At 68.7% G+C, this 13,744-nt stretch carries 12 protein-coding genes; 9 read left to right on the forward strand and 3 right to left on the reverse strand.

Annotated features, from left to right (window positions below; translation table 11 throughout):
- Nucleotide 1 precedes the first annotated feature (1 nt).
- A complete protein-coding gene (locus NNX37_RS13495; RefSeq protein WP_255793245.1) occupies nt 2–553 on the forward strand; it encodes a GtrA family protein in 552 nt (183 codons plus the stop codon).
- On the opposite strand, the gene NNX37_RS13500 is transcribed toward NNX37_RS13495, so the two are convergent.
- Nucleotides 531–1,265 (reverse strand): TIGR03089 family protein, encoded by a 735-nt coding sequence (locus NNX37_RS13500; protein ID WP_255793246.1) that lies wholly within the window; start codon nt 1,263–1,265, stop codon nt 531–533. The genes NNX37_RS13495 and NNX37_RS13500 overlap by 23 nt on opposite strands.
- A gap of 337 nt (nt 1,266–1,602) precedes the next feature.
- Here NNX37_RS13500 and NNX37_RS13505 point away from each other — a divergent pair, with 337 nt between their 5' ends.
- The 3 genes from NNX37_RS13505 to NNX37_RS13515 are packed head-to-tail and all read left to right on the forward strand — an operon-like array spanning nt 1,603 to nt 7,219.
- A complete protein-coding gene (locus NNX37_RS13505) occupies nt 1,603–2,148 on the forward strand; it encodes a WhiB family transcriptional regulator (RefSeq protein WP_255793247.1) in 546 nt (181 codons plus the stop codon).
- Entirely contained in the window at nt 2,148–5,576 is a 3,429-nt protein-coding gene (locus NNX37_RS13510) for a glycosyltransferase (RefSeq protein ID WP_255793544.1), read from the forward strand. Before NNX37_RS13505 ends, NNX37_RS13510 begins: the two co-directional genes overlap by 1 nt.
- Nucleotides 5,573–7,219 carry a DUF5719 family protein gene (locus tag NNX37_RS13515; protein WP_255793248.1) on the forward strand — a complete coding sequence of 549 codons (1,647 nt, stop codon included), beginning with the start codon at nt 5,573–5,575 and terminating at the stop codon, nt 7,217–7,219. The genes NNX37_RS13510 and NNX37_RS13515 overlap by 4 nt, the downstream gene beginning before the upstream one ends.
- A 3-nt stretch (nt 7,220–7,222) precedes the next feature.
- Here NNX37_RS13515 and NNX37_RS13520 read toward each other — a convergent pair whose 3' ends face one another.
- Nucleotides 7,223–7,735: a metallopeptidase family protein gene (locus NNX37_RS13520; RefSeq protein ID WP_255793249.1), complete on the reverse strand. Its 513-nt coding sequence runs from the start codon at nt 7,733–7,735 to the stop codon at nt 7,223–7,225.
- Between the two features lie 141 nt (nt 7,736–7,876).
- Here NNX37_RS13520 and NNX37_RS13525 point away from each other — a divergent pair, with 141 nt between their 5' ends.
- The 3 genes from NNX37_RS13525 to ahcY all read left to right on the forward strand — a co-directional run bounded on the left by NNX37_RS13525 (nt 7,877) and on the right by ahcY (nt 10,067).
- Nucleotides 7,877–8,266, forward strand: a complete 390-nt coding sequence (locus NNX37_RS13525) for a DUF3499 domain-containing protein (RefSeq protein WP_255793250.1) — start codon at nt 7,877–7,879, stop codon at nt 8,264–8,266.
- A 90-nt stretch (nt 8,267–8,356) separates the two neighbouring features.
- Nucleotides 8,357–8,542 (forward strand): hypothetical protein, encoded by a 186-nt coding sequence (locus NNX37_RS13530; RefSeq protein WP_255793251.1) that lies wholly within the window; start codon nt 8,357–8,359, stop codon nt 8,540–8,542.
- A gap of 40 nt (nt 8,543–8,582) precedes the next feature.
- The gene (ahcY, locus tag NNX37_RS13535; RefSeq protein ID WP_255793252.1) at nt 8,583–10,067 is read left to right on the forward strand and encodes an adenosylhomocysteinase; all 1,485 of its coding nucleotides are present in this window, start codon (nt 8,583–8,585) and stop codon (nt 10,065–10,067) included.
- Between the two features lie 22 nt (nt 10,068–10,089).
- Here ahcY and NNX37_RS13540 read toward each other — a convergent pair whose 3' ends face one another.
- Nucleotides 10,090–10,890, reverse strand: a complete 801-nt coding sequence (locus NNX37_RS13540) for an RDD family protein (protein ID WP_255793253.1) — start codon at nt 10,888–10,890, stop codon at nt 10,090–10,092.
- A gap of 54 nt (nt 10,891–10,944) precedes the next feature.
- On the opposite strand from NNX37_RS13540, the gene NNX37_RS13545 reads away from it, so the two are divergent.
- Nucleotides 10,945–11,937: a stage II sporulation protein M gene (locus tag NNX37_RS13545; RefSeq protein ID WP_255793254.1), complete on the forward strand. Its 993-nt coding sequence runs from the start codon at nt 10,945–10,947 to the stop codon at nt 11,935–11,937.
- 100 nt (nt 11,938–12,037) lie between these two features.
- Nucleotides 12,038–13,723 (forward strand): TIGR01906 family membrane protein, encoded by a 1,686-nt coding sequence (locus NNX37_RS16565; RefSeq protein ID WP_308206326.1) that lies wholly within the window; start codon nt 12,038–12,040, stop codon nt 13,721–13,723.
- Nucleotides 13,724–13,744 lie beyond the last annotated feature (21 nt).

Here is a 13,744-nt window from a genome sequence, read left to right on the forward strand (position 1 = left end):
CATGAATACATCGCTGTCAGATCGGCTTCGGGGCCTTGTGTCCCTTTTTTGGCGCGAGGTTGCCAAGTTCGGCACCGTCGGTGCCGTGGCGTTCGTCGTCGACAACGGCCTTACCCTCTACCTGATGCACGGACCAATGTCCGGCAGCGAGGTCAAGGCGCGCTTTGTGGGGGCCGTCGTCGCCACCATGGTGTCCTGGGTTGCCAACCGCTATTGGACTTTCCGCCGCCGCCGCAGTGTGGACAACGTCGGCAGGGAACTGGGACTGTTCATCCTCATCAACGGCGTGGGCATCGTTATTTCCACCGGTTTCACCTGGGTTGCCCGCTACCCGATGGGTATCGAGGACAAGAACATGCTGTTCCTCGCCGGTGTGCTGGGCATCGCCGTCGCCACCGTTCTCCGGTTCTTTGCGTACCGGTTCTGGGTCTTCAACGCCGAGCTGGACCAGGAACCCGGCTTTGAGCAGGACCACGAGCTGCTCGACGAGCCCGCGGTCCAGCCCGGCCATGCCCACCACTACGGTGCGGCTAAGCCTCCAAGCGCTTCGTAACCCGCTCCGACGCCAGCACGCGCTCGTCCGGCTTCACTGAGGGCGCCGTCAGCACAACGGCGCCGCCCGAAGCCCAGGCAGCCACCGCTCCTTCCAGGATGAGCGGCAGGTCCGTGCCCGCAGCCAGCAGTACTTCAGCGTTGCCGCCTCCGGGTTCGAACAGGTCTCCGAGGTCTCCGTACGAGACGGTTCCGCTGAGCCTGCGCGCGTCCGTTGCGGCCGCGGCCGCCAGGGCGGGCTGGCCGGCGTCGGGCTGGCTGCCCTCCAGATACGTGTCGGCGTAGGAGCGCACCTCTGCGGCATAGTCGACGACGCCGGACGGCAGGTCCGCGCCGAACGCCAGCTCCAGCGCGCCCAGCGCAACCGCGACGACGGTGCCTGCGGCGCCGCTCTCCGGAGCCGCCGTCACAGTGACGTCGGCCGGCCCGCTTTCATTCGGTGAGCCGAGGATCACGGTGCAGCCGGTCTGCCAGGCGGCCAGGACCCACACCAGTGTCTTCCAATGGACGGGCAGGTCGAGCCTCAGGCGCAGGCCCGGCTCGGCATCGAGTTCGTCGACGAGGAAGTTCGAGGTCTTGGCCACCCAGTTGTCCAGCACCTTTCCTGAAAGCTCGATGCGCTCGCCGCCTTCGCCGTACCAGATCAGGGCAGGGGAAGTGGCCTGGTGCGTACGCAGCCCGGACAGTAGGGTGCCGACAGCAGACATGGTCATGGAAAAAGCCCTCTTTCGTTGGTTCCTGCGGGCCGCGGGGATGCCCCGGCCTTACGTAACGGAGGGGACGCACAAGGCGCCGGATCATCGGATTTCCGGAACCCGGAACCAATGTGACCTGCGACGCGCCGGGCAAATGAGCAGAATCCCGGGCGTGGCGTTCCCCGCATCCGTCGATTGAACTCTATAGGATGCCTGAACAGCTTGACGGAGCCGTATTACACGCGTGTAATTAGGTATCGGATTTGTTCCAGCCATATGGGAGGACCCGCAGGGCCCAGGCCCTGTCGGCTCCACCACACAGCCGCCGCTGGAGCAGCAACACCGGGAGGACTCCATGGGGCAGGCAGAAGAAACGCAGGACAGTACCGTCATCGCCGAGCAGGCTTCGGCCAGTTACGGCTCAAGGGGTGTCCCCGTCGACTGGTACGTGGATCCTGCAGACCCGGCTGCTGCCGAGCGCTACCGCCGGGAAACGGCCGGTTCCCTCGAGGACCAGGCCACTGTTTTCCTCGCGGCGCATGAGGCCCTGGCGGAGGCTCCCGCCGAAGAGGACCTGGTGCTGGACCCGCCCGTCTCGTTGTTCCAGGCGCCGGCCGAGTCCGACAGCCGGCCCGTCTGGATCGGGCTGCCCGGCCTGGGCCAGGACTACGCAGACGAAGGCGAACTGGGGTGGCAGGCGGATGCCCTCTGTGCGCAGACCGATCCCGAAGCGTTTTTCCCGGAAAAGGGCGGCTCCACCAGGGACGCCAAAAAGGTCTGCGCGGCCTGCAACGTCCGCTCGCAGTGCCTGGAATATGCACTGGCCAATGACGAGCGGTTCGGGATCTGGGGCGGACTGTCCGAGCGCGAACGCCGCCGGCTTCGGAAGCAGGCAGTCTAATTCATTCGCAAGTCCATGTCTGTGCCGTAGTAGTAGCCCACAACGGTGCGGCTTATCTGCCCGAAACCCTTTCCGCGCTGAGAGCCCAGACCCGGCCGGCGGACTTCTACATAGGCGTAGACGCCGGTTCCACTGATGCCAGTGCCTCACTGCTGCAGCTGGGCCTGCCGGTGGGGAGCCCGGTCATCGCCGCGCCCGCGAAAGGCGGATTCGGTGCAGCAGTGAAGGCCGGCCTCGCCGAACTCCCCGCCGGCAGGCGCACCGGTGATGCCCCCGAAGGCGGCGAGGGCGACGGCGGAGGAACCGTACAGGAATGGATCTGGCTGCTGCACGATGATTCGGCTCCGGATCCCGATGCGCTGCACGAGCTGCTCCTCGCTGTTGAACGGGCTCCCTCCGTGACCATTGCCGGTGCCAAGCAGGTGGAATGGAATAACGACCGCCTCCTGGTGGATGTAGGCGTCAGCATCAACAAATGGGCCGAACGGCAGACCCTGATCGACGCCGATGAGCTGGATCAGGGCCAGTACGACTCCCGCAGCGACATCTTTGCCGTGAACTCCGCCGGCATGCTGGTCCGCCGCGACGCCTGGGACCTGCTGGGTGGCTTCGATCCCGCCCTGCCCGGAAGCGGAGACGACGTTGACCTCTGCTGGCGGAACCGGCTGGCCGGAAACCGGGTGGTGGTGGTTCCGGCAGCACGCATGCGCCATGCGGGCAGCCGTCCCAACCCGGCCGCCTCCGCGTCCGCCGCTCGACGTGCGGAGATTTTCCTGCGGCTCAAGCACGCCCCTTTATGGCAGGTCCCGTTCCTGGCAGTGGGTGCTGTCCTGGGCGGCATCGGCCGCTTCTTTCTCGGGATGCTGGCCAAGGACCCCGGATATGCAGTGTCCTCGCTGCTCACCAGTACAGCCGCCGTCCTGCGCCCGGTGGACCTGTACCGCTCGCGGCGACGTGCCGCCGCGAGCAGGCGGCGCCCGCGCAGCGCGGTCAACGCCCTGCGCAGCGGCAGCAGGGAGGTCCGGGAGCACCGGCGGACCTCCCTACGGGATGCGTCTCCGTACGCAGCCGAACCGGGCAGCGCCGAAGACGTTCCCAGCGGAGACACCACCGATGACTTCGCCGCTTTGGAAGGTCCGGGCCGTGCCCCGGCGGGGCTTGGCGCCCTTGCGGCTGCCCTGCTGCTGACAGCATTATCGCTCGCCGGCCTGCACCGGCTCTTCGGCGCCTCCGCCGCTGCCGGCGGGGCGCTGCTGCCCCTGGGGCAGCGGATAGGGGACATCTGGGCGGCGGCAACCGGCTGGTGGGCACAGCTCGGCTCCGGCGCCCCCGCCCACGGCGACCCCTTCAACTATGTCCTCACCCTGCTGGCTGTTGCCGGATTCGGCAACGGCAATGCCGCCGTGCTGGTCCTGCTGCTGCTGGCTCTGCCCCTGGCCGGGCTGAGTGCATGGTTTGCGGCCGGTGCCTTCACCGGACACCGCGGGCTGCGCTTCTGGGCTGCCATGTTCTGGGCGGCTGTTCCCGCATTCCAGGTAGCCCTGGGCAGCGGGCGCCTCGGAGCCCTGCTGGTCCACCTCCTTCTTCCCCTGACGGTGCTCGCCATGGCCCGCGCCGTGGGTGCGGGTGCTCCCCGGCGGACGTCACCGCCTGCCGGGACTGCGTCCTGGACTGCCGCAGCCACCGCAGGGCTTCTCCTGGCCGCCGTCAGCGCTGCCGCGCCGCTGGTATTCGTGCTGGCCGCCGTCGCCGTGATCCTCCTGACCGCGGGGATGCGCCGCCGCGCGAAGACCCTGTGGTGGTCGCTGCTGCCCGCCGCCGTCCTCCTGCTCCCGCAGGTCCTCTCCGCGGCGCCGAACCTCCGTGCCGTCCTGGCGGATCCCGGCATGCCGCTGGCGTTTGTCCGGTCCGAGGCCTGGCAGCAGCTGCTCGGCTATCCGCTGGCCTTTGATCCGTCCGGCACCCTGGGCGGACTCCTTCCGAGCGGCCCCTGGCCTCTGGTCCTGGCCCTGGTCATCGGCGCTCCCGTGGCAGTCCTGGCCGCCCTTGCCCTGTTCCGGCCCCGGTCCGCCGCGCTGGCACGGCTGAGCTGGCTGCTGATCCTGACCGCCCTGACCCTGAACGCCGCCGCCTCCTACCTGGGAACCGCCGCAGCCCCGGATGCCGTGGTGACCGCGTTCACCGGCCCGCTGGTCTCCGCCACCGTGCTGCTGCTGCTCTGCCCGGCCCTGGCAACCGCCGGCAGCCTCCTTTCCGGGACGCGCCGCCGCGCGGCGGTCCGCAGCAACCGTCTCCTGGCCGTCGCTCTGGGCACGGTGCTGGCCGTAGGTCCCGCAGCGAACCTGGGTCTCTGGGTGGTCCCGCAGTTCACGGGCACCGGTTTCCCCGGGACACAGACACGGGACGCCGCTGCCGCCATCCTGCCCGGAACCGACAACACTGTTCAGGCCGCGGAGGACCGCAGCCTGCCCGCAACGGCAGCCGATGCCGGCAGCGACGGGACACAGTCACGAAGCCTGGTGCTCCGCGTTGACCCCGAGGGCAGGGTCTCCGCCTCGCTCATGCGGGGCGGCGGAACAACGCTTGAACAGCTGTCCACCATTTACGCTGCGCGTAGCGTCCAGGGCACTCCCGGCGCTGAACGCCTGGCCGCCGACGACCAGGCGACCGCAGACCTCCGCCGCGCGGTTGCCGTCATAACGGCCGGCACGGGGGTGGATCCGCGGCCGGACCTTGCCCGCCTTGGTGTCGCCTTCGTGGTGCTTCAGGAGTCGGACACGGCCGCTGAGCTGCTGGCCGGACGGATGGATTCCGTCCCCGGGCTGTCCGCAGTAGGGCAGACCGGGTCCGGGTGGCTTTGGCGCGTAAGCGGACCGTTGAGTGCCGCCGGGACGGAAACTCCGTCCGGGGTTGGTGCCAGGGTCCGCATCGTCAATGCGGATGGCAGCACTGCCGCCGCGGTCCCGTCCCGCATCGAAGGCGTCAGCACCTCCATTCCGGCCGGTGCCGAAGGGCGGCGGCTTGTCCTGGCCGAACGTGCCGATGCCGGCTGGCAAGCCACCCTGGACGGCCGGCCGCTGACCGCCGCAGACGAGGAATGGGCGCAGGCCTTCGAGCTTCCCGCGGAAGGCGGCGAGCTGCACGTGGGCTACGTCAGTGCTGCCACGCCCTGGCTTGAGACCCTGCAGATCCTGGTGTTTGGCCTGACAGTGCTGCTGGCACTGCCGACGCCGAACGGCCGTACGGTACGCCTCCCCGGCAAGCGGGCATCGCACGAACCGCAGGCGCCGGTTACCGAACCGCAGCCCGCTGCCGGCCCGGCGCCCCGTTCCGCGGAGCACATGGCGCCGGCGCAGAAGCACTTGCCCGTACCCTCCGGTGCAGGCCCGCGCGGGGCAACCCGGTCACCGGAAGGAAGCCAGCCATGAGCAGGAAAACAACGGGCAGCGAACCGGGGGAGGCCCAGCACGGGTCCGAACCGGCGACTGCTCCTGCCGGCACGGCCGCAGCCCGCCGGGCGAAAACCGGCGGGGTACGGACCGCCGGGCGCTGGGCCGGGGGCATCCTGCTCCTGGCGGGCACAGGTGCCCTGGTGGCGGGCACCACGATCGTGGGCACCGGAACGTCCGGCGGCGCCGTCGACGTCCCCTACGCGGAGGTGCCCGCCGGGCCGCTGACCGGTGTCTGCCCGCAGCCGCCGCGCCTGCTCTCCGGAAACGTGGCCGGCACCGACGCCGAGTTCAGCGCCGAGTCGACCTCGGCCAAATCCGTTGTGAGCGCCGTCGTCCTGGCCACTGCGGGAAACACGCCTCCGCCTGCCGAACTGTCGTTCGTCACGGACGGTTCCGTCCTGAAGGCCGTCGGCGGCGGTACGGACGTGCCGCTCGCCGGGGCCCGGACCGCCGGCGTCGTGCGCGACCAGCCGGTGTCCGCGGCGTCGCTCCTGAGCGCGGAGCCTGCCGGTGACCTGCAGGTCACCGCCGGTGCCGCCATGACCTATACCGCTGCTGACGGCGACCTGGCCGGCGTAACCGCGGCCAACTGCCAGGCGCCGGCCAATGACCTGTGGCTGGTCGGGGCCCGTACCAATGTCGGTGCCACTGCGGTGCTGCAGTTGACCAACCCGTCACAGACCGCGGCCGACGTCGACCTGGAACTTTACGGTGCGTCCGGCCCCGTGGAAGGCCCGGGCAGCAGCGGCATCGCCGTAGCGCCGGGTGAAACCAGGTCCGTGGTCCTGGCCGGCCTGGCAGCAAACCAGGAATCCCTGGCCGTACGGGTGCGTAGTTCCGGCGGGCCGGTGGCAGCAGTGATTTCGCAGAACCAGCTGCGCGGACTGACGCCCGGCGGCGTGGAGCTGATCCAGCCCACCGCAGCGCCCGGCCCGGCCCAGATTGTCAGCGGGGTCAGCATCCAGAACCCGGAGGCAACGCGCACGCTGGCGAAGGAGGAAGGGTATGCCTCGGTCACCCCGTCGCTGCAGATAGCCGTTCCGGGAGCCAGTGACGCCGTCGTGAATGTCCGTGTCTTCGGCAGCAAGGGCGAAGCCGTCCTGGAAGGCGGGGGAAGCTACAACGCAGCGGCCGGCACGGTGACCCGCCTGCCGCTGGATACGCTGCCCGAAGGTACCTACACGCTGGATATTTCATCCGACGTCGCCGTGGCTGCCGCGGCGGTGTTCAGCCGCGGCTCCGATGCCAAGGCCGGGACCGACCTCGCCGTCGCTCCTGCGGGCGAACGCCTGGGCAGTGAGCATCTGGCGGTACTGCCGTCGGCGGACACCACGTTGTCCTTTACGGCGCCGGGCGGGCCCGCCGAGGTGCGCCTCGCCGCGGTGTCGGCCGACGGCGCCCTCCTGGCGGAGAAGACAGTGCCGCTGGTCGCCGGCACCACCACCGCCGTCCGGCCGGGCGACCTGGGCGGTTCCGCCGCCGCGGTCCTGGTCAGTGCCACCGGATCCCCGGTCTACGGGGCGCAGGTCATCACTACGGGAGACACAGGAATCAGTGTTATGGTCCTGCCCCGAGGCACCGTGGGCGGCAGCCGGGTGCAGGTGGGTGTGGGCTACTAGCCCCTACAGCGGCCGGAACCTGCCGTACGCGGGATCCACGGTTTCCGGATCCATGCCCATCAGCACGGCCAGCTGCTCCACGATGACGTCGTGCACCAGCTCGCTCACGGGGACCAGCGAGCGTGCAGCGGTTTCGACGGCGTGCCGGTAAATGGTGATGACCGCAGGCCGGTTCGGAGACGCCGCCGCGCCGGCGCCCAGCGGAATGGGCCCGCCGGAGCGTGCCAGCTCCTCGAGCCCCGGAGGAATCTCCTCCACCACAAACTGGTAGGTCTGGATCCGGTCGCCCCAGAGCCGTTCCAGCCGCTGGGCGGATTCGAGGACCCACTCGTCGAACCGTTCGGCGCGTGTGCGTGCACCGGCCAGATGCGGCGGGATGACGTCCCCGCGCAGGCCGCGGCCGTGCCGGTTGCGCCGGCGCTGCCGGAAGGACCGGGCGGGCGCGCCGGGGGAGGAGGCGGCTGCGGCACTCGATTCACCGTCGAGGCCCACCCGGAACGAGGATCCCTGAGACATGTAAGAAACTCTAACCGCTGGCCCCGGGCCCCGGGACCCCCTTTTTATAACCACCGCAGCCGGACCAGCCGCGCGGACGCCGGCAGCGGTTCCGGCGCGCCTGCGCGGGAGCCTGCGCACAAACGGGTAAAGTGAATCTCCGTGGAATCCTTACGCCAGTGCTCCCGGTCAGCCTGCCGCCATCCGGCGGTCGCTACGCTGACCTATGTATATTCCGATTCCACCGCGGTGTTGGGCCCGTTGGCCACCTATGCCGAGCCGCACTGCTACGACTTGTGCGCGGAGCACTCCGCCCGGCTCACTGCACCGCTGGGATGGGAGCTTGTCCGCCTGAACCTTGAGGGCCGGCCCCGGACACCTGGCCGCGACGAGCTCTCGGCCCTTGTGGATGCAGTCCGTGAAAAGGCCGCGAAGGCACCGGACGAGGACGGCCGGGAACCTCAGCGCAACACTAAACATGCCCTGGAGCGGCCGGCCGAAACCCCCGGGACCCGCAAGGCACACCTTAAGGTCCTGCGCGAGCAGAATTAGGCAGCCCTCCCCGGGCGGCGTCCAGGCGTTAGGCTTGGCTGTGATGTGCCGCTCACCGCGGCACCCGATTTTCAAGGAAGTGCTGTATCAATGGCCAGACTGACAGCCGGACTCCTCGCCGTCCTGCGTTGCCCCGTCACCGGATCCGCCCTCGTCGAGGACGGTGACGAACTCGTGTCGTCCGTTCCCGGCGCAGACGGAATGCCGGTACGGTACCGCCTGGAGGAAGGAATTCCCGTTCTGCTGAAGGCCGCCGAACCTCGGCAGGAGGGCTAAACCCAGCCCGGTCCCGCCGCGAACCCGTGAGGATTCCAGCGTGAGCATTGACTTCAAAGTAGCCGACCTTTCCCTCGCCGAAGCCGGCCGTCACCAGATCCGCCTGGCTGAACACGAAATGCCGGGCCTGATGGCGCTGAGGCGGGAGTACGGGCCGAGCCGGCCGCTCGCCGGCGCGCGGATCGCCGGATCCCTGCACATGACCGTGCAGACGGCCGTGCTGATCGAGACGCTGACGGCCCTGGGCGCGGAAGTCCGCTGGGCGTCCTGCAACATCTTCTCCACCCAGGATGAAGCCGCCGCAGCGGTGGTCGTGGGCAGCGGAACCGTGGAGGAGCCTGCCGGTGTTCCCGTTTTCGCCTGGAAGAACGAGTCGCTCGAGGATTACTGGTGGACTGCCGAGCAGATCCTGACCTGGCCCGAGGGCTCCGGCGGCCCGAACATGATCCTGGACGACGGCGGCGACGCCACCCTGCTGCTGCACAAGGGGGTGGAATTCGAAGCCGCCGGGTTTGTTCCGGAAAACCCGCAGGACGACGACGAGGGCTACTCCTACGAGTTCACCGTGATCCTCGACCGCCTCCGCCGCAGCCTGGCCGAACATCCCGGGAAGTGGACCGCAATAGCCTCAGGCATCCGCGGCGTCACGGAGGAAACCACCACCGGCGTCCTGCGGCTGTACCAGCTGGCCGCCGAGGGCAGGCTGCTTTTCCCGGCCATCAACGTCAATGATTCCGTCACCAAGTCCAAGTTCGACAACAAGTACGGCATCCGCCATTCCCTTCCGGACGGCCTGAACCGGGCCACCGACACCCTGATCGGCGGAAAGGTGGCCGTGGTCTGCGGCTACGGCGACGTCGGCAAGGGTGCCGCGGAAGCACTCCGAGGGCAGGGCGCCCGGGTGATCGTGACGGAAATCGACCCGATCTGCGCCCTGCAGGCAGCGATGGACGGCTACCAGGTGGCGAAGCTGGAATCCGTGGTGGAGCAGGGCGACATCTTCATCACCACCACGGGCAACAAGGACATCATCATGGCCCGGCACATGGCTGCGATGAAGCACCAGGCGATCGTGGGCAACGTCGGGCACTTCGACAACGAGATCGACATGGCCGGACTGGCCCGGGTCCCCGGCATCCGGAAGGTCGAGATCAAGCCGCAGGTGCATGAATGGGTGTTCGATGAAGGCACCGACGCACAGCGCAGCATCATTGTGCTCTCCGAGGGGCGCCTGCTGAACCTGGGCAACGCCACCGGGCACCCGTCCTTCGTTATGAGCAATTCCTTCGCGAACCAGACCATCGCGCAGATTGAACTCTTCACCAAGCATGGGCAGGCCAAGGCGGACGGCAGCCCGGAATACGCGAACCGGGTGTATGTGCTGCCCAAGGTGCTCGATGAGAAGGTGGCGCGCCTGCATCTGACGGCCCTCGGCGTCGAACTGACCGAGCTGACCAAGGCCCAGGCTGACTACCTCGGCGTGGACGTTGCCGGGCCCTTTAAGCCGGAGCATTACCGGTACTGAGTGGATCCGGCAGGTCCGCTGCCTAGTCGCTGAACGGCATGCGGTGCAGGCGCTCGCCCAGTTCCCCGGACTGCTGCCGCTGGCGGTCCAGCCGGACATAGTCGCGGTCCCGGCGTTCGGCGACGACGGCCCGGAGGTAGGCCTCCGGGTGCGTCCCGGGCGGCGGCTGCGGGGATACATGGGCAGTGGTTTCCCCTGCAAGTTCGGCGGCAAGCACCGTCCTCGCCGAACCGGTCATCCGGTCACTCTGTGCCAGGAAGCGGGAGATGCGTCGGGCAAGCCCGTCCGGCAGGCGCCCCATGTCTGCGAGGTCCGCCCAGCCGGCAAGCTCGGGCGGTGCCTCCACCAGCTGCGGCAGGGGTGCAACCACGCGGTCCCGGAGGGCGTAGGTGCCCGCCAGGAGGTCCCCGAGGCGTTTGGACTTGCTGTTGAACAGCGCCACCATAAAGGCCAGCGAACCGGCCAGCATGTAGATCTCGAGAACCGCGGTGAATGACCGGATGATGGCGTGCCGGAACCGCACCGAACCGCCGTCGTCCCGGACTATCCGCAGGCCCATGGCCAGGCGGCCCAGTGACTTTCCGCGCGTCAGCGTTTCCACCGCGGCCGGGACCACCACGAACATCAGCACCACCAGGCTCAGCGACAGTGCCCGTGCCAGGGCCGGATCCGACGCCTCCACGGCCCTCGCGACCAGCAGCAACAGGCCGACAAACACGAGGACCTGGACAACGACATCGATGAGGGCGCTGACCATCCGTGCGGCGAAGCCGGCAGGACGGAGTTCCAGGACCACTGCTTCGCCGGTAACAATGCTGCTCATTTACGTCCTCCCGTGGTGATGGGCACCACTGTACCGACCCGTTAGGGTGTAACCGTGGACCTCGATGCCTTCACTGCCGTGCACAGCGATGACTGGAAACGCCTGGACGAGCTGGTTGCCCGCCGCCGTCTCGACGGCCCGGAAGCGGACGAACTGCTCCGGCTCTATCAACGCGCTTCCACCCATCTTTCCATCGTGCGGTCCGTGGCTCCCGAGGGGACACTCTCCGCTTCCCTTTCGATGCGCCTGTCCCGGGCCCGGACCCGGCTCACCGGCAGCCGGTCCAACTTCATGGAGGACCTGGCCAACTTCTTTGTCTATTCCCTGCCCGCAGCCTTCTACCGCGTGCGGTGGCTCACCGCGGCGGTGGGCGCCGCGTTCATCCTGGTGGTGTGGCTGACCGGCTTCTGGGCGGTCAATACGCCGGGTGTGCTGGCCGCGGCAGGCTCCGATGAAGAGGTTCGCCGCTACGTGGAAGAAGACTTCGTCAACTACTACTCCGAAAACCCTGCTGCCTCGTTCTCCGGCATGGTCTGGACCAACAACGCCTGGATTGCCGTGCAGGCGGTCGTCTTCGGGATCACCGGGGTGTGGGTGCCGTGGATGCTCTACCAGAACGCCGTGAATCTGGGCATAACCGCCGGGATGATGGCAGCACACGACCGCCTTGACGTCTTCTTCATCTATATCCTGCCGCACGGGTTTATGGAGCTGACGTCCATTTTCATTGCCGCTGCGGCGGGGCTGCGTATTTTCTGGGCGTTCATTGCACCCGGACGGCGTACCCGACTGACCTCCGTTGCGCAGGAGGGACGCTCGCTCATGACGGTCGGCCTTGGCCTCGTCGTCGTCCTGTTCATTTCGGGGCTGGTCGAGGGCTTCGTCACGCCCAGCCCGCTGCCGGCCTGGCTCCGGCTGGGCATCGGGTTCGCCGTGTTGGCGGCGTACTGGGCCTACACGCTGATCCTCGGCCGCAGGGCCTACCTTGCAGGGCACCGCGGTGACCTGTCGGCGCGCGACGCCGGGGTGGAGCTGCGTACTGCGTAGCCCGGCTGCGCGGGGTGGCGTACGCCCGACCCGGTGCTGTCCCGGTAGGGTCGAATGTAAGACCAGCTCAGAGCAGTAAAGGGAAGTGAAAGAGGAAGCAGTGGCTAGCCAGGACGAAACCCCCACGCATCGATCGACGGCCGGAGGGGAACCGCCCAACGGGACCGAGGCTTCGGCGCCGTCGCCGGAGGGTGCCCCCGCCGCACACGGTTCCTCCGCGGCCGGCTCACCCGAACCGGCCGGACCGGACGAGCACGCGGACTGGGACGCCGAGTTCAACGGCTCCACCGGTCCCGGCCGGACCGAAGCAGAGGCCACAGCGGACGCGGCGGGCGACGCGCCCGAAGCCGTGGAAGAGCCCGCCGAAGACAGCAGCCCGGAGGAGCCCGCGGACCCCGCGTCTCCGGACCTGCCCGCGTCCGAACACTCCGGCGCCGACGCTACTGCCGGCGCAGCCGGAACCGTCCCGGGCGGACACCCGTCGGTCGCCCAGCGCAGCCAGCTGCCCATGCGCCCTGCCAGCACCATGCCGGACCTGAGCGGCTATGTCTCTGCCGCGGAGGACCGTGACACCGCGGAGGACGAAGACAACGCGGAGGACCGTGACAACGACGCCGTGGCCGCGGATCGTCGCGTGCCGACGCCCGAGGCCACCGCGGTCGGTGCTTCCGCCGTGGACGGGTCCGCCGCAGAGCGGCCCCATGCGGTTCCTGCCGGAGCCCATGAAGCCGGCCGGAACGAATCCGAGACGGATTCCGAAAAGGATTCCGACGCGCCGCAGGACGGGGACACGGAAATAGTCCGCACCGCCCACGACGACGACGCTTCGGCGGAGCCCGCCGAGTGGACCCGCACTGCCGTCACGCCGGTTGTCAGCGGCTCCAGCAGGAGCGACCGCGACACCGACGCGGACCGCGACGCCGATGCCGACACAGACACCGACTCCCACGACACCGCCACCGAGGGCACCGGGAACAACCTGGATTCCGACGCCGACCCGGCACTGTCGTCGGCGGAAGCTGAGCGGCGTGCCCGGGAACGGGAAAAGGCCGCGGCCGGAAAACCCGTCCTGGCGCGTGTCCTCCAGGTCATGATTGCCGTGTTCTTCCCGGTGATGGTGCTGGCCGCGGCTATCCGCGCCGTCTCGACGCCGTTGTTCCTCTGGGCCGAGTACCACCGTCCCGGATTCCCGGCAGACAGTTACGGCTTTTCCACTGATGACCGGATGACCTACGGCTCCTATGCCATGGACTACCTGCTGAACTGGAGCGGCTCGCGCTATCTGGGGGATCTGGTCGGAGACGGCGGGGAACCGCTGTACCTGGACAGCGAGGTCAGCCACATGGCAGACGTCAAGACGGTGCTGACAGTAGCCTTCGTCGCTGCCACCGTGATGGCGGTCCTGAGCCTTTTCGCCGCACTGTATCTGGCCCGCCGCAGCCCGGGCGGCATCCGCCGTTCCCTGTTCTCCGGTGCCGTGCTCACGCTGGTGCTGGTGGCTGCCCTGGTGGTCCTCGCAGTCCTGGGCTGGGAGCAGTTCTTCACCCAGGTGCACACGATCTTCTTCGCCAACGGCAACTGGACCTTCCGCCTGGATGACACGCTGATCCGGCTCTTCCCGGCCCAGTTCTGGATGGATGCCGGGATCACCATCGCCGCGCTGGTGCTGCTGACCTGCGCCGTCGTACTCGTCTGCTGCTGGCCCACCCGGGCGCGCCGGGAACGCGTGCGGCAGGCGCGGGAAGATGCCCGCCGCCGCTACGCAGAGTCCCTCGAGGCTCTCTAGGCCCCGACCGCAGGTCAGAGA

The organism is Arthrobacter zhaoxinii (genome assembly GCF_024385505.1).
Lineage (GTDB): Bacteria > Actinomycetota > Actinomycetes > Actinomycetales > Micrococcaceae > Arthrobacter_B > Arthrobacter_B zhaoxinii.